Genomic DNA, 16413 nt, shown 5'->3' on the forward strand with positions numbered 1-16413 from the left:
CCCCTGTTGAAGGAGTGAACATGCGCGCAATTGATCTGCCGGAGTATGGTGGCCCAGAGAAAATGCAGGTCGCAGACCTGCCTACGCCAATTCCGGCCGCAGATGAAGTGTTGGTGAAGATTTCTGCCGCGGGGGTGAACCGGCCTGATATTGTTCAGCGCAATGGTCTTTACCCGGCTCCAGCGGGAGCTTCTTCAATCCTTGGCCTGGAAGTGGCTGGAGAAGTGGTTGCCGTGGGGGATGAAGTCAAGCGCTGGAAGTTGGGCGATAAAGTTTGTGCTCTGACTAATGGCGGTGGTTATGCGGAGTTCGTAGCAGTTCCGGAGGGGCAATGTTTACCCATTCCTGCCGGTTTGACCGAGGTTGAAGCGGCGGCCCTGCCTGAGACTTTCTTTACTGTATGGAGCAATGTATTCGACAGGGCAAAGTTACAGAGCGGTGAAATTTTGTTGGTGCATGGCGGCTCTTCCGGGATTGGTACCACCGCTATTCAGCTGGCACATCACTTGGGTTCCAGGGTTTTTGCTACTGCCGGCTCTACCGAAAAATGTGAGGCTTGTGAGAGGCTCGGTGCCGAGAGGGCAATTAATTATCACGAAGAAGACTTCGTGGCGGTAGTGCGCGAAGCTACGGCAGGCCATGGTGCCGATGTCATCCTGGATATGGTCGGAGGGGAATATATAGAGCGTAATATTCGTATGGCAGCCCATGACGGCCGGATTGTAAATATTGCCTTCCTCAAAGGTTCTAAAGTTGAGGTCAATATGCTGCCGGTAATGCTTAAGCGCCTCACACTGACAGGTTCTACACTGAGAGCCCGCACCGCTGAGGTGAAAGCGGATATTGCCTATTCGCTCGAAACCAAAGTTTGGCCGTTAATTGAAGCAGAAAAAATTCGCCCGCAAATTGCAGCTCAATTCCCTCTCGAGCAGGTAGCTGAAGCGCATCGTTTATTGGAGTCCGGTAAAGTTATTGGAAAAATTGTATTAACGCTTTAACGCGCTTTTTTATACGGTTTCCTTTTACTCATTGTGATGGGGGAGGGGAGACCTGAACAATCATCCCTTCGGGTGTGTTGCTTGGAGAGCAAAACCTGTCGGGTGTTTGCTGCGTTGATGGCCGCATGGATACATCATCACTCATCATCTCTACATAAGCCTTGTAGAGGTTGCTGATATTGCGCACATACTGTACCGGTTCGGAGCCTCGCACATAACCGTAACGCGCCCGTTTAAAGTACTGGGGTTGGGCCAGTTTCAGCATGGCCACCTCGACGTTGTCGAACCAGACATTTGGGTCCAGCCCCAGCTGTTCGGCAAGCCGTTGCGCATCGAGTAGATGCCCGTAACCTGCGTTGTAGGAAGCGAGGGTGAACCACAGTTTGTTCACCGTGGGCAGGGCGGGATTAAATCTGTCTCTTACCCAGTCCATATATTTTACGCCCGCTTTGATACCACGCTCTGGCTCAAACAGTGGTGGGGGAATCCCATTTCTTCTGCGGTTGCTGGCATCACCTGCATCAGGCCCTGTGCGCCAACTGGGGATACCGCTTTGGGATTAAAGTTACTTTCTTGCCACATTTGGGCGACGATCATGCGCCAGTCAAAATCGTATTTAAAGGCGGATTCTTTAACCAAGTCATCGTAGGGAGATAAGTTTTCCCCGGGATAACCCGGGTGCTTACTCTTTGCATAAAACGTTTATTTGGCTCGAAATATGCTGCGTATTGCTTTTTGTATTTATCGGTTTTTCGGTAACTTGTCAGGAACTTATTAAGATTTTGCAGCAAGTGCCAGTTTTGACGTAGAACCAGCCAGCCCTCTGGTGTTGGATCGCCTAGTACTGTGCCTAGCACTAAGTTCGGTTGAACTGATGCTTCAATTTTTGCGCGACCGGAGTGGGCGATAGTGGCATCCACCAAGCCCTCCGCAATCATCGAAAATATCTGAGACTGGGAAATATCCGGTGGTGCCACCCGTATATCCACGTCGATGCCCGCATTTTGTAGTGTTTTTGCTGTTTCAATAAATGAAGAATAAGCACGTAAGGTGAGTTTGCGCCCGTTTAAATCCTGAATTTGTTTGATGGGCGGAGTTCCCCTACCACTCACTACTTGCTCAGTAGATTCAACGACAGGTTTGGTAAATACCATTCCCTGTTTTTCTACCGCTGATGTAATATTCATTTCCGCTCCGGCAAAATCACCGCGACCTGCTCTGAGCCAATCTGCCAGGTTTTCCTCATAGGGCACCACGATAACCTGCAATTGGAGTTTGTGTTTGTCTGCAAAAGCCTTAGCTAGATCGTAGTCAAAGCCCATCAACAACCCCTTCCACAGGAAATAGGTGGTGGGGCCATTGTAGGTGAGCAGGCGGATTACTCCTGATTTTTTAATACCTTTCCAGTCAGTGATTCGCTCTTCTTGCGCTTTCACCAAATTACGGGTGAGAAAATTATCTACAGTGGACTGCAGGCGCCTGGAGGTTTTACGCATTCCCCAGGCAATGTTCTGGGGTTCGCTTACATAAGCACCAAGGCGTAAATCGTCGCGGTAATTACGCAGGTCTTGTGCTGAATAATCCTCGAGAACTGCCACCCAGTTATTTTCCTCGTTCATCTTATCTACAAGACCATCGCGGTTACCGTGGATTTTATATTCCCGCATGCTCAGGTTGGCATCCGGAAATTCCGCGATTAGCTGCTGAGCAGTCTCTACATTGGCGGAACCTTTAGGGACAATAAGCTCGACATTATTTAATTTGCTCGGTTCGGTGATATCTGGTCCTGAGGCGCCGGTTACCAGTTGTCGCCGGGCCTGGCGAATAGGTACGCTAAAGTCAATTTGCTCTTCACGGGAATCGGTGACTGTCAGATCATAGGCGATGATATCTGCCTCTCCGGCGAGGAGCATTTTAATGGCATCGTCAGGGGTTTCTGCCTTGATCCATTTGGCTTCCAGTTTTAGCTTGTCGGCCAGTTTATTTGCCAATTCAAAGTGGCGAAGGCTGACCACGCTATCCCGGGGCAGCATATTTTCAGATGCACCGGTCAGGTTTACAAAGCGGATAGTGCCGTGTTTTTTTATTTCACGCAGATCACCGGTTTCAATGTAATTGACCTGCTGCTCTTTGGCGGGGATAACAGGGGGAGTGACGTTTTCAGGCTGTATGTTTTCTTGGCTCGTAGCAATCCCTGCCGGGCTGGCAAGGTCGCTTTCTTTTCCCTCTTTACTACATGCGGCAATGGCCAATACAAGTATTGAGAGGAAAATCACAGCCCAACAGGTGGGTCTGACTGCACTGTTAGCAGATCCCATAGATCGCTCCATAAGCTCTCTACAGGACGATTATAGTGTCGTGCCTAGGGCGCTTTTCTATTCTGGACTTTAGTCCCCAATACTTTCCACCCTTGCAGAAAAGTTCCCGCGGGCCAGTTTAATATTGACCTCCTGGTCTGCTTCCAGAGTACGGCTGTCTTTAATGGCTCTGCCGTTGGTGTCCATAGCGATAGCATAACCCCGTTGTAGAACCGCCAGTGGACTCACATTGTGAAGTAACTGTGCCAGTAGGTTGAGTTTGTCGTTATTGTGCTTCAAACGAAATTCAGTGACGCGTTGCAGGTTCGATTCTGCTTGTTGCAGCTTTTCACGTTTCTCCTGAATATGACGCTTTGGTTGGTAATGGACAAGTGACCGTTGGGCCGAGGCCAGTTGGGCTCGACGCTGCTGGGTTTGCAGCTGTCCGGCGGCAAACAGGCGTATTTCAATGTGGTCCAGGTGCTGGGCACGATTCTGTAACTGCTCGCGAGGGTGGCGCAGGCGGTTGCGCTTCAACATGACCAGTTGCTGTAAGTGGCGCATCTGGTGTTGTATTGCGCGATATAACCGAACTCTGCTATTTTCGAGCCGTTGAAATAACTCCGCTGCATTTGCGCTGGCGATCTCCGCTGCGGCTGAAGGGGTGGGAGCGCGCAAGTCGGCGGCCAAGTCTGAAATTGTGGTATCGGTTTCGTGGCCTACTGCCGAAATTGTGGGGATGGGGCAGGCAGCCAGTGCCCTGGCTACGACTTCTTCGTTAAAAGGCCACAGGTCCTCCAGTGAGCCGCCTCCACGTCCCACAATCAGCAGCTCATGGCGGCCACTGCTACCGGCTTTTTCAATTGCCGCGGCAATTTTTTGTGCCGCCCCTTGTCCCTGAACAGCTACCGGCCATAGCTCGATTTCCGCGGCTGGGTAACGGCGACCTAATACATGGATCATATCGCGAACGGCGGCACCGGTTGGTGAGGTAATAATGCCAATATTGGTGGGCAAGTAGGGCAGGTTGCGCTTACGTGATGGATCGAATAATCCCTCGGCCTGCAACTTTGCTTTGAGTTGCTCCAACTGGCGCATCAGTGCACCGAAGCCGGCCTCTTCCATATGCTCGATAATGAGCTGGAATTCCCCGCGTCCTTCATAGAGGCTTACCCGTGCGCGGATCAGTACTTCGCGACCATTCTGTGGGCGAAAGGCCACATTGCGGTTACGTCCGCGGAACATGGCACAACGCACCTGTGCGTGTGCATCTTTAAGGCTGAAATACCAATGGCCTGAGCTGGGCACAGTAAAATTGGATATCTCCCCGCTGATCCACAATAGGGGTACGTTGCTCTCCAGCAGGTGTTTCACCTCGCGATTCAGTTCGCTTACAGACAGGACGCTGCGCTTTTGGTTGGGGGAGCTGGATTGCATCTGGGTCTCACTGGGAATAACTGGCGGAGCAATATTGCAGTATCCTCCCTACAGGTAAAGGGCTTTACTCGAGAAAACCACTTTTCTGCAAATTGACATTTGCGCTTTGGGCGCTGAGAGGTATAATCGCGCCGATACCCAATCCCGCCTATTCGAGGTTTGAGTGTCAACAATGTCTGAATCCAATCTGCGCATCGCGCGCGAAGCCCTCACTTTTGACGACGTCCTACTTGTGCCCGGTTTTTCCGAGGTTACCGCCAAGGATGTCAGCCTGAAAACCCAGCTTTCCCGCAATATCACCCTGAATATTCCCATTGTATCCGCCGCTATGGATACGGTGACGGAAGCACGCCTGGCTATTGCCCTGGCTCAGGAAGGTGGTATTGGTATTATCCACAAGAGCATGTCTATTGAAGAGCAGGCTCTTGCGGTTCGAGCCGTAAAAAAATTCGAAGCTGGTGTGGTAAAAGATCCTATTACTATTGAGTCTGATGCCACTGTACGCGAGCTGATCGCACTGACAAGCCACCATAATATTTCCGGTGTTCCGGTAATGGATAAAGGCAATCTGGTTGGTATCGTAACCAGCCGCGATGTACGCTTTCTTACCGATCTGGATGTTAGCGTCGCCAGTGTGATGACTCCGAAAGAGCGTCTGGTAACTGCTCACGAAGATGCCTCTTCAGATCATGTGCGCGAATTGCTGCACAAGCACCGCATCGAGAAAGTACTCGTTGTGAACGATGACTTTGAGTTGCGTGGTCTGATTACCGTTAAAGACTTTAATAAGGCCGAGCAGTATCCGAATTCCTGCAAGGACTCCGATGGTCGCCTACGTGTCGGCGCATCTGTCGGTACAAGCCCTGATACTGATGACCGTGTGGCAGCTCTTGTAGAGGCTGGTGTGGATGTGTTGGTAGTCGATACTGCCCACGGCCACTCCCTCAACGTGATTGATCGTGTACGCCGTATCAAAGAAATGCACCCCCAAGTGGATGTCATCGGCGGCAATATTGCGACAGGGGAAGCCGCTCGTGCATTGGTTGAAGCTGGTGCGGACGCAGTGAAGGTAGGTATTGGGCCCGGTTCTATTTGCACCACTCGAATCGTGACTGGTATCGGTGTGCCCCAGGTAACGGCAATTGCCGAGGTTTCCACTGCACTTAAAGGGACAGGCGTGCCTATGATTGCCGATGGCGGTATCCGCTACTCCGGTGATATTTCCAAAGCGATTGTCGCTGGTGCTTCCTCTGTAATGATGGGCTCCATGTTTGCCGGTACCGAAGAGGCGCCGGGTGAGGTAGAACTGTATCAAGGACGTACTTATAAATCCTATCGGGGCATGGGCTCTCTCGGCGCTATGGCGCGCACCCAGGGATCTTCTGACCGCTATTTCCAAGATGCCAGCAAGGGCGCAGAGAAACTGGTTCCGGAAGGTATCGAAGGGCGCGTCCCCTACAAAGGTCCTCTGTCTGCCATAGTGCACCAGATGCTGGGCGGCCTGCGCTCAGCTATGGGTTATACAGGTAGTGTGGATATTGAAACCATGCGCACCCGTCCGGAGTTTGTGCGAGTAACTGCCGCCGGCATGGGTGAGTCCCATGTGCATGATGTACAGATTACCAAAGAAGCGCCCAACTACCCGGTGGGTGGACGCTAAGCCTCCCGGTGAACAACTTTCAGTACCAAGCCGCAAACGGACCTTTCAGGTCCGTTTGCCGTTATTTATTCTGTTAATGAGTCAATCATGAGCCAAGATATCCACTCCAGCCGAATTCTGATCCTCGACTTTGGGTCCCAGTACACCCAGTTGATCGCCCGCCGTGTGCGCGAGCTGGGTGTTTTTTCCGAAATTCGCGCCTTCGACATGAGCGAAGAAGAGATCCGCGAATATAACCCGAAAGGTATTATCCTGGCCGGTGGGCCCGAGTCTGTACCGGAAGAGGGCTCTCCCCGCGCGCCAGAAGTGGTTTACAGCTTGGGAGTGCCGGTACTGGGGATTTGCTATGGCATGCAGACCATGGCACACCAGCTGGGCGGCGCAGTGCAGGGCAGTGATGTCCGTGAGTTTGGCTATGCCCAGGTAAAAGTAGAGGGCACTTCGAATCTGCTGCGCGATATCAGAGATCATCTCAACGATGAAGGTGAGGCACTGCTGGATGTATGGATGAGCCACGGCGATAAAGTTGTGCAGATGCCAGAAGGCTTTGAACTTCTGGCTTCCACCGATTCCTGCCCCATCGCCGGCATGTACTCCGCCGAAAAGAACTTCTTTGGTGTGCAGTTCCACCCGGAAGTGACCCATACCCTTCAGGGAATGCGTATCTATGAACACTTTGTTATCGACATCTGCGGTTGTGAAAAGCTCTGGACCCCGGCCAATATCATCGAGGACTCCATCGCCAAAGTGCGAGAACAAGTGGGCGATGGCAAGGTATTACTGGGTCTTTCAGGGGGTGTCGACAGTTCTGTTGTGGCGGCACTGCTGCACAAGGCGATTGGTGATCAGCTGACCTGTGTTTTTGTGGACAACGGCCTGTTGCGCAAAAATGAGGGCGATCAGGTGATGCAAATGTTCGCCGACAATATGGGCGTACGGGTTGTTCGAGCCGATGCGGAAGAGGATTTCCTCTCACGTCTGGCAGGTGTGGATGAGCCTGAAGCCAAGCGCAAAATTATCGGTAATACCTTTATCGAGATTTTCGATCGAGAAGCTTCCAAATTGCAGGATGTGAAGTTCCTGGCCCAGGGTACTATTTATCCGGATGTGATTGAATCCGCCGCAGCCAAAACGGGCAAAGCCCATGTGATTAAGTCTCACCACAATGTGGGTGGCCTGCCGGAAGATATGCAGTTTGATCTGGTAGAACCTCTGCGCGAATTGTTTAAGGATGAGGTGCGCAAAATCGGCCTGGAGCTGGGTCTGCCCTACGATATGGTCTACCGCCATCCCTTCCCGGGACCGGGTTTGGGAGTACGTATTCTTGGCGAAGTAAAAAGGAGTACGCTGATATCCTGCGCGAAGCAGATGCGATCTTTATCGAGGAGCTACACAAGGCCGATTGGTACCATAAAACCAGCCAGGCGTTTGTGGTATTCCTGCCGGTGAAGTCTGTCGGTGTCGTGGGGGATGGTCGTCGCTACGAATATGTGGTGGCACTTCGCGCAGTGGAAACCGTGGACTTTATGACCGCGCGCTGGGCGCATTTGCCCTACGAACTGATTGAGAAGGTTTCCAATCGCATTATCAATGAGATAGAGCATATCTCGCGCGTAGCCTACGACGTGTCCAGTAAGCCGCCAGCGACTATTGAATGGGAATAAAATAAGTAATTACTTCCCCGCCGCTTGCAGGGGTGTTTGGCACCCCTGCACCACTTTTTTCCCGCCAAGCGTGCCACTTTCCACAGCCGTGTCTCTTCCTGTTATTTCGGTCATTTACTTAGGGGATCTTTTAAGCAGGATTTACTTTCATTCGTAACTCGTTGATTTTTTGAACGTTTCCAGCTTTGGTTATTTTTTCTTCAGATTGTCACAATGACGTAACCATGGGCCTTTGCGCCGATCGCTTGAGAGTTAATCACAGAGATATCCACAGAATCTGTGAGTAGAGGTAGCTAGTGGATAAAGTGCAGCTGCTGTCGTGGAGAGGTGCCCAAATACGGGAGCTTATTGGGGGTTAAAGAGTTTAGCGGGAGTTGTTTAACCCCCAGGGAAGCTTCAGAGTTGGTGGCGGAAGCTAATTAGGGCGGCGGTAACCGCTACATTCAGGCTTTCGACATCATTGTGCATGGGGATGCGGAGTAATTCATTACACTGTTTCGATACGGCCTCGCTGACACCGCGTGTTTCATTGCCGAGAACAAAAATGGTGGGGACTTCACCTGTAACCTCTGCCAGGGTCAATTGCGCGTGAGAGGAGAGGCCGCAGACACGGGCTCCCGCCTTGCGGAATTCTCCCAGTGTGTTCGCCAGTGTTTCACAGCGCAAAATGCGAGTTTTAAACAGGGTGCCAGTACTGGCCTTGATCACCAGTGGGTCAATCTGTGCGCAGCCTTTGCGCGGTAGGATTATGCCATCTATGCCGCCTGCACAGGCGGAACGAATAATCATGCCCAGGTTCTGTGGATTGGTAATACCATCGAGTGCCAACAGCTCGTAGGGCTTTTTATTGTTGTCGCCTTGACGCTGCTGAAGAAATCCTTCGCAGGTGCTGTAGTGGGGGAGGGCCAGGTCAAGTGCCACTCCCTGGTCCTGGCGAGAATTCTTCGAGATTCGTGAGAGTCCCTTGCGGTCCCAATGGACAATTTCCACCTGGCGCTCCTCGGCCAGCGCCTCCATACGACTGATTAGTTGATCGCGCCGGTTGCTGCTTGCCAGGTGTAGTTTATGCACCGGTAGGCTGGGATCTTCCAGGGCTTCGAGAACCGGCTTGCGCCCATAAATGGTTAGAAGACTGTCGTAGAAGGCTCTTTTTTCAGGTACTCAGAGGAGTCTTTCACCGCATTGGCTCACTCAATAATTCGATCAAACTGGCCGCGCTCTCATCCGATAGCTGGCCGCGCCGCGCCAACTCTACACAGGCGAGTCCCAGTTGGCGATAGTGAAGTGCCAATTGTGGATCCACAGAGGCAAGATTCTCCACTTGAGTGGCAACTGTCTCCAGGTCACCTCGGGCAATAGGACCTGTGAGGGACTTTTCGGGGCCCAGGGACATATTGTTCTGTGCGGTCTGCAGGACAATAGGTTCAAGCAGTTTGAGGGCGCTGTTGCGCTCGATACCCGCCGCGGCAAAGCTGCGTAGACTCAGGTCAATCAGAGCGGTGAGATAGTTGCAGGCAATTACTGAACCAGCGTGATACAGGGACTTGTGTTGAGCCTCAATGGTAAGGATTTCGCAACCGAGGGCGGTGAAAGCATTTTCCAGAGCACTGACAGCAAGACTGTCTCCCTCCAGTGCGACACTGCTGCCGGGGAGGGTATCCAGGGAGTGCAGGGGCTCGGCGAAACTGTGAACCGGATGGGCACTGGCGATAGAGGCGGGGCGCAGAACTTCGAGAACCTGCGAGCTGAGTGCTCCGCTGCAATGAAATGCGATAACGTCGTTGCGCTCTGCAAGTTTATCGGAGAGGCGCTGGGCAATCACAGCAATGTCACCGTCAGAGCAGGAAATCAGCCAGCAGTCGGCTTCGGCCATGGATTCTATAGACTCGGCAGCCTGGCCTGCACCGATAAATTCAACCGCTGCCAGTGCACTGTCGTAGCTGCGATTGAAGATGGACTTAAGTTGGAACAGTCCTTTTTGCTGCCACAGGCGCCCGAGGGTTTTCCCCAGGCGGCCAGCACCAATAATGTTAAGTGTCTGCATCAGTTTCCGGCGAGGCAATCGAGGTAGGCTTTTACGGCATTCTCAAGCCCCATGCTTATGGCATCCACCGTGAGAGCGTGGCCGATGGAGACTTCCTGTAGCCCCGGCAGGGTACGATAGCGGTGCAAGTTAACGAGATTGAGGTCGTGGCCTGCATTAACACCGAGGCCCAGCTGACGTGCGTGTTCGGCAGCGGCGCAGTGGGTGGCAAAAATGCTATCCAAATCCGGGCTCTGTTTGGCAACAGCTTCCGCGTAAGGACCGGTATAAAGCTCAATACGATCAGCGCCAATATCTCTGGCCAGGCTGATCTGTTCCAGGTCAGGGTCCATAAACAAACTGACGCGGATTCCTGCCCCCTTCAATTTCGCAATCTGTGGCACTAGGCGCGGGCCGTCGAGCTTGAGATTGAAACCGTGGTCTGAAGTCAGTTGGTCATTGCTGTCTGGTACCAGGGTGCACTGATCGGGCTTGGTTTCCAGTGCCAATTCCACCAGGCCTGGATAGTCCGCTAAATGTGTAGCGAAGGGGTTGCCCTCAACATTGAACTCTATGCCCTGTCGTTCCCTGCACAGAGTTGCAAGTTCGCGTACATCGCCAGGGCGGATATGGCGCTGATCCGGACGCGGATGCACAGTAATTCCCTGTGCGCCAGCATCTAGGCAGATCCTGCCGTGGGCGACAACGTCGGGAAAGTTGCCCTCGCGGGAATTGCGGATGAGGGCAATTTTGTTGAGATTTACGCTGAGAGCTATCACTGCTTATTCTCCCTTAGTGTTGTTGGCGATAGTTTTATCGCCGACATCGATTCTTTTTGCGTCGAGGATACGGATAGGCACGTTGGGTGCACTCGGGTGCTTTCGATATAGGCCACGAGGCTCCCGCACAATTTTTTCTACTACATCCATGCCTTCGATCACCTTGCCAAATACGGCATAGCCTGCCTGGTCTTCTTTTGCATCGAGCCTGGTGTTGTCCACCAGGTTGATAAAAAATTGTGAGGTTGCACTATCTGGATCGTTAGTCCTCGCCATCGACAGGGTGCCACGCAGATTCTGTAAGCCATTGGTGGATTCGTTGACAATTGCGTCGCGGGTTTCTTTCCTTTGGAAATCAAAAGTGAAGCCGCCAGCCTGTACTACAAAACCGGGCACGACCCGATGAAAGATAATCCCGTTATAAAACCCGCTATCGGTATAGGCGAGAAAATTCTCCACTGTGGCCGGAGCCTCTTTAGCGAACAGCTCAACCCGGATTACGCCCAGGTCAGTTTTCAGTTCAACCTGGGGATTTTTGGCCAGTGCGGGAAGCGCAAAGAGAGCACAGAGAAAACACACAAAAAGTTTACGCATCATCCTTGTCCTTTTGGGGTTGTTTTAGGGATCTGATTTAACAGCGCGCCCGGTCCAATGCTGGATGAAGGGCTGCGGGGGCGGCAAATGCCGCAACCCCAGCTCTTAATAGTATGCGATTTCTTTGCCCGGAAGTGAGATCAGTTGGCCCACTCGGAGTGGCGTTTGCGGGGGCGAACGCGGGGGGCAATCATTGCGAGTATGGCACCGACTGCCACAGATAAGGCACCAAACAAATACCATCTCTGGGATTCACTGCCGGAAAGACGTTGGATCTCGGCCTCTGCCATAATTTTTTCCTGCTTGAGTAGCTCGTGCTGGTGCAGAAGTTTCTGGTGACGCTCATTGAGGGATATAGCGTCCGAGGACAGGGTCTTGAGTGCTTTAAGTTCAGTAGTAAGGTTTTGTGTCTGTTGCTGGGCCGCGCTCAGGGAACTATTCAACTGGCTGTTCTCCTCTTCCAGGCGGCGGACCTCGCCACCGAGATTTCCCTCCATCTTTTCAAAGCGGGCCAGGTTGGCTTCGGCACTGGCCAGTTTGAGCTTTGCTACCGGTTCGGATACCAGGTATTGGCGCCTGACCCAGCCTTCAGTGCCGCCCGGTGTCCGCACTCGTGTCCAGCCTTCAGATGCAGCGTCCTCCAGGACTGTAAGCTCGGTGCCACTTGGCAGCCCCCGGTGGAGAATGCGAAACCCGTTACCCTTGCCGGAGCGCATGGGTACGTGAAGTTGGTCGGTGATATAGCGGGTTTCAGCGCTTACTAAGGCTGGAACCACATTTAATAGTGCCGCAGCAAGCAGGCCCGACATTAGTTTTCTCATGATCATACAGCTTCTATTTTTATGTTGTTATCAGGGCAGCACTAACTTGAAGGGTTTGACAGTTATTGATGCGTAGACCCCTGCTTCGATATAGGGGTCTCTGTCAGCCCAGGCTTTTGCATCCTCCAGCGAGGGAAACTCTGCAATAACAAGGCTGCCACTGAAGCCTGATTCACCTGGCTCTTCACTGTCTATGGATGGATGGGGGCCGGCGGCGAGCAGGCGGCCTTCATCTTTCAGGCGGCCGAGTCTAGCCAGGTGATCAGCGCGCGCTTTTTTGCGCAAAGGGAGACTATCGCTAACATCTTCACTGATGATTGCGTACCACATTGTATTTAATGCTCTTGTTAGTTCTTTAAAGTGCTATTGCGCGACCATCACTTCTTCCAGTTTCAACCCGGTCAGCTTGCCGATGCGGGAGAAAAGGAAAAAGAGGGCACCCATTAAGATCAGGGTTGATGGGATTGCAATAACCAGATATCCATATGCCGTCATTTCACCCAGCTCGGTGTTGTAGGCTTCGGTGCCGGGTGGGCTGGTGACGATCATTTTGGCGAGAATGTAGTTCAGCGCCGAGGAGAAAAAGAATGACCCGGCAACAATCCATGAGGTCTGGCGCAAAGTGCGCTCAAAGGCCGGCTGGTTGCCATTTGCCTGTAATGACTGGGCAATTTTTGCCGTATTCAGAATTTGATCGTTGTAGAGGAGGGTTTTGACCAGGGGCCAGCGGGTATAAACGGATAGAGCCGTTGCAACACCCAGCAGGCCGGGGATCGCGGCTTCCTTGATCGCGATGTATTGCGGGTCCAGCTTTAGCAAGCTGATACCGCCGGTGAGAAGGATGCCTATAAACCCGAGGGCCGAGAAGAAGTTGACCTTGCCCAGGCGCAGCAGGTCGCGAAGACCGTATCCCAGCGGGAAGGCCAGGGCCACGATTAACGCCCAAGTTGGGCCCAACCAGTCATCCCCGGAAAGTTTGGTCAGTATCAATGTCGGAATGATGACATTGAAGGTGATATTGCTGAGAAACCCTTCCTTTTTAGGTTTCTCGGGAGATGTTGTGGTCGAATTCGTTTCGGTCATACTCTATTCCGGTGATAATGCCCGCAGGAAATCAGTCTGGAGGCGATATCTCTATAGTCCCTCCAAAACAATTTCTTCCCCACTGACAATACTGCTGTCAGACTCCGGCCCCGAGGTCACATAGGCTGACCATTGGTCCGGGCCTTATCCCTGAAAACGCCGGGTGCCGCTGTGACAGCATTGCCGGGTAATTGTTCCAAAATAATGGATACTGCGACGATCACTGTCGCCAAACTGAGTGAGAGCCCACTATTGAGAGCCCTGTCTGCTGATCTGAATACCGATCTTGTCGATCTGCACTGTCACAGTACCGCTTCTGACGGTATTTTAAGTCCTGCACAGCTGGTGTCGAGGGCGAAATGCCAAGGTGTGACACTGATGGCACTCACGGACCACGATACAGTGGATGGAGTAGCACAGGCACAGGAAGCTGGTGACCAATTGGGCATCACTGTGCTGGCAGGGATTGAATTCTCCAGCCTTTGGGGGCGTCGCTCGATTCACATTGTTGGTCTCAATGTTGATCTGACGTCGCAGGAGCTGCGTAATGCCATAAGCTTGCGCGAAGGGCTTCGCCTGGAGCGTGCCGAGCGTATTGCTGAGCGACTGCACAAGCGCGGCTTCATCGGTGCTCTAGAGGGTGGGCGTGCTGTTGCAGGGGAATCTGTATTGGGCAGACCGCATTTCGCCCGATGGTTAGTAGAAGCGGGTCATGTAGAGGATACAGCGCGGGCTTTTAAGCGTTATTTAGGCGCAGGTAAGGTAGGTGATGTGAAGGTCGAGTGGCCCCAAATGGTGGAGACCATAGAGACAATTCATGCGGCTGGTGGCAGTGCTGTATTGGCACACCCACTTAAGTATGGGTTTACCCGCACCCAGTTGGTCCGGTTACTTGGCGAGTTTTCGCGCTGCGGGGGCGATGCGATAGAGTTGCTGTGCGGCCGCCAAAATCCTACCCAGACTAAGGAATTGCGGAGTCTTATGTCTTCGGTCACAACTGAACTTAACGGTCCGCAATTGCGCTGTTCCCTGGGAAGTGATTTTCACCAGCCAGACCAGCCCTGGCGGGAATTGGGTTGCGTGCGTCTACCAGAAGACGTCGAGCCGGTATGGAATCTGTGGCACACTCTGCACCGGGATCGACCCGGTCATGCCATGACAGCCTAGCCAAGCGTACTTTTTACGTATGTTTTGTAGATGCTGTTGAACCGAGATCCCTTGCGGGTCAGTCAAGGTCTGCAAAGAGGTTTCAATTCATTAAAGGCTTGGGGGCTTTTGTGGCGCAGTTTTTTCAGATTCATCCGGATAATCCTCAAGGGCGCCTGATTTCTCAGGCTGCTGATATCGTGAATGCAGGAGGGGTTATCGTCTACCCCACAGATTCTGCCTATGCCATTGGCTGCCGCCTTGGAGAAAAGTTGGCCGTTGAGCGCATTCGCGCATTGAGACAGCTGGATAAACAGCATAATTTCACTCTAATGTGTCGGGATCTATCGGAGCTGGCTACCTATGCCAAGGTAGATAATCAGATGTTCCGCCTACTCAAGAATCATACACCTGGCCCCTATACATTTATTATGCCGGCTACTGCAGAAGTGCCACGTCGTCTTATTCACCCGAAGCGTAAGACTATTGGTATCCGTGTACCCGACAATGCAATAACTCTCGCCCTGATTGAAACAGTGGGTGAGCCCCTGATGAGTTGCAGCCTGATCATGCCAGGTGATGAGCAGCCCCTGACCGACCCCTACGATATTCGCGATACCCTTGAGCATCAGGTCGAGCTGGTGATTGATGGGGGGTTCTGTGGTATGGAGCCAACCACTGTTGTAGACCTTACCGGCGAAGAGCCGGAGCTGATTCGCCAGGGTTGCGGAACGGCTGATGAAATTCTGGGCTGAATAGCGTCACGCTAGTGTATAATCGCGCGTTTGCGCTTTCGAGGGTGGGGCAGGGTGTCCAGTGAAGAATTACTAGCCGAGGTGGAGGAGCAGGTGCTTGCCGAGGTCGCGGCGAGTGAAGGCGACTCTACCGAAGCTCCCCCTGAGAGTGTAGATACGCCAGGTCATTCGGAAGATGCGCCTGTGGCACTGGTATTAGGCGAGGCTTTTACTGACCTGCCACCAGACCTGTTTATTCCGCCAGATGCTTTGGAAGTGATTTTGGAGGCCTTTGAGGGGCCCCTGGATCTGCTTCTATACCTGATTCGTCGCCAGAACCTGGATATTCTTGAAATTAATGTATCAGACATCACCCGCCAGTATATGGCCTACGTGGAAATGATGACGTCGATACGTTTTGAGCTTGCAGCCGAGTACCTGGTGATGGCAGCCATGCTCGCAGAGATCAAGTCGAGAATGTTACTGCCGCGCCCGCCGGAAGCTGAGGAAGAGGAGGGTGAAGACCCTCGGGCCGCATTGATCCGCCGCTTGCAGGAATATGAGCGTTTTAAGACTGCGGCGGAGGATCTCGACGAGATTCCACGTATGGGGCGAGATATTCACCAAGCCAGCGCTGAAGGCCCCGATCGCAGTATCACCCGACCCGACCCGGATGTAGATCTCAAAGAGGTATTGGTTGCTCTGGCAGATGTATTGCGTCGTGCGGATATGTTTGAGAGCCACCAGGTCGAACGGGAGAAGCTCTCTACCCGTGAACGTATGACCCAGGTACTGGATCAGATTCGCCACGGCCAATTTGTGCCTTTTGTGAGCCTGTTTACCGTGAAGGAGGGGCGCCTTGGTGTGGTGGTTACTTTCCTTGCAGTGATGGAGTTGGTGAAAGAGTCCCTGGCGGAACTGGTACAAAACGAGGCCTTCGGCCCGATCCATGTACGGGCAGCCGGGCAGAGTGGCTCCGGAAGTGTTGATAGTCATGACGAGTACCTCTCGGGTCCTGAAAGTAGCTTGGAAGGAGACGACGATGCTCAGCCAGCTGAAGCACCAAGTGGTGAATTACTGCCAATTGAGAGTGAGCTGGAGGATATTGACACACTGGCTGCTGAGGATGAGCAGTCGGTAGTAGAGCAGAATGGGCAGCCAAGCGAAGAGTTAGCTG

The 16413-nt window shown here is 52.7% G+C and carries 15 protein-coding genes and 2 pseudogenes; 6 read left to right on the forward strand and 11 right to left on the reverse strand.

All coding sequences use genetic code 11. The annotated features are described in order from the left end of the window. The first annotated feature begins 20 nt into the window (after window positions 1-20). Window positions 21-998, forward strand: a complete 978-nt coding sequence (locus P3339_RS06835) for an NAD(P)H-quinone oxidoreductase (protein WP_020413561.1) — start codon at window positions 21-23, stop codon at window positions 996-998. 28 nt (window positions 999-1026) lie between these two features. Here P3339_RS06835 and P3339_RS06840 read toward each other — a convergent pair whose 3' ends face one another. The 4 genes from P3339_RS06840 to xseA all read right to left on the reverse strand — a co-directional run bounded on the left by P3339_RS06840 (window position 1027) and on the right by xseA (window position 4732). Continuing rightward, window positions 1027-1485: a transglycosylase SLT domain-containing protein gene (locus tag P3339_RS06840; RefSeq protein WP_353056919.1), complete on the reverse strand. Its 459-nt coding sequence runs from the start codon at window positions 1483-1485 to the stop codon at window positions 1027-1029. Further along, on the reverse strand, window positions 1437-1595 hold the full coding sequence (locus tag P3339_RS23380; protein ID WP_353056895.1) for a transglycosylase SLT domain-containing protein: 159 nt from the start codon (window positions 1593-1595) through the stop codon (window positions 1437-1439). Before P3339_RS23380 ends, P3339_RS06840 begins: the two co-directional genes overlap by 49 nt. After that, window positions 1592-3316, reverse strand: a complete 1725-nt coding sequence (locus P3339_RS06845) for a transporter substrate-binding domain-containing protein (protein ID WP_282952821.1) — start codon at window positions 3314-3316, stop codon at window positions 1592-1594. The genes P3339_RS23380 and P3339_RS06845 overlap by 4 nt, the downstream gene beginning before the upstream one ends. Before the next feature lie 69 nt (window positions 3317-3385). Then, a complete protein-coding gene (gene xseA / locus P3339_RS06850; protein ID WP_282952822.1) occupies window positions 3386-4732 on the reverse strand; it encodes an exodeoxyribonuclease VII large subunit in 1347 nt (448 codons plus the stop codon). Between the two features lie 172 nt (window positions 4733-4904). Here xseA and guaB point away from each other — a divergent pair, with 172 nt between their 5' ends. Continuing rightward, window positions 4905-6392, forward strand: coding sequence for an IMP dehydrogenase (guaB, locus tag P3339_RS06855; RefSeq protein WP_020413558.1), 1488 nt, complete (start codon window positions 4905-4907; stop codon window positions 6390-6392). An 87-nt stretch (window positions 6393-6479) separates the two neighbouring features. Further along, window positions 6480-8056, forward strand: a pseudogene (guaA, locus tag P3339_RS06860) (glutamine-hydrolyzing GMP synthase). Between the two features lie 396 nt (window positions 8057-8452). On the opposite strand, the gene P3339_RS06865 reads toward guaA, so the two are convergent. The 7 genes from P3339_RS06865 to P3339_RS06895 form a co-directional block, all read right to left on the reverse strand. Then, complete coding sequence (locus P3339_RS06865; protein WP_282952823.1) at window positions 8453-9127, reverse strand: TrmH family RNA methyltransferase; 675 nt, start codon at window positions 9125-9127, stop codon at window positions 8453-8455. A gap of 103 nt (window positions 9128-9230) precedes the next feature. Continuing rightward, window positions 9231-10100 carry a Rossmann-like and DUF2520 domain-containing protein gene (locus P3339_RS06870; RefSeq protein ID WP_020413555.1) on the reverse strand — a complete coding sequence of 290 codons (870 nt, stop codon included), beginning with the start codon at window positions 10098-10100 and terminating at the stop codon, window positions 9231-9233. Beyond that, a complete protein-coding gene (locus P3339_RS06875) occupies window positions 10100-10858 on the reverse strand; it encodes a pyridoxine 5'-phosphate synthase (RefSeq protein WP_020413554.1) in 759 nt (252 codons plus the stop codon). The genes P3339_RS06870 and P3339_RS06875 overlap by 1 nt, the downstream gene beginning before the upstream one ends. Before the next feature lie 3 nt (window positions 10859-10861). Beyond that, window positions 10862-11452: a peptidylprolyl isomerase gene (locus tag P3339_RS06880; protein ID WP_157533499.1), complete on the reverse strand. Its 591-nt coding sequence runs from the start codon at window positions 11450-11452 to the stop codon at window positions 10862-10864. 140 nt (window positions 11453-11592) lie between these two features. Next, window positions 11593-12279, reverse strand: a complete 687-nt coding sequence (locus tag P3339_RS06885; protein WP_282952824.1) for a TIGR04211 family SH3 domain-containing protein — start codon at window positions 12277-12279, stop codon at window positions 11593-11595. 24 nt (window positions 12280-12303) lie between these two features. Further along, window positions 12304-12603, reverse strand: coding sequence for a YciI family protein (locus P3339_RS06890; protein ID WP_020413551.1), 300 nt, complete (start codon window positions 12601-12603; stop codon window positions 12304-12306). Between the two features lie 33 nt (window positions 12604-12636). Continuing rightward, the gene (locus P3339_RS06895; protein WP_020413550.1) at window positions 12637-13356 is read right to left on the reverse strand and encodes a VC0807 family protein; all 720 of its coding nucleotides are present in this window, start codon (window positions 13354-13356) and stop codon (window positions 12637-12639) included. Between the two features lie 132 nt (window positions 13357-13488). Here P3339_RS06895 and P3339_RS06900 point away from each other — a divergent pair, with 132 nt between their 5' ends. From P3339_RS06900 to P3339_RS06910, 3 genes and pseudogenes are all read left to right on the forward strand, one after another. Beyond that, a complete protein-coding gene (locus P3339_RS06900; RefSeq protein WP_282952825.1) occupies window positions 13489-14523 on the forward strand; it encodes a PHP domain-containing protein in 1035 nt (344 codons plus the stop codon). Window positions 14524-14633: 110 nt separating this feature from the next. Further along, on the forward strand, window positions 14634-15257 hold the full coding sequence (locus P3339_RS06905) for an L-threonylcarbamoyladenylate synthase (protein WP_020413548.1): 624 nt from the start codon (window positions 14634-14636) through the stop codon (window positions 15255-15257). Between the two features lie 183 nt (window positions 15258-15440). After that, a pseudogene (locus tag P3339_RS06910) lies at window positions 15441-16205 on the forward strand (segregation and condensation protein A); the annotation flags it as partial. Window positions 16206-16413 lie beyond the last annotated feature (208 nt).

This window comes from Microbulbifer sp. MLAF003, assembly GCF_030012965.1.
Classification (GTDB): domain Bacteria; phylum Pseudomonadota; class Gammaproteobacteria; order Pseudomonadales; family Cellvibrionaceae; genus Microbulbifer; species Microbulbifer variabilis.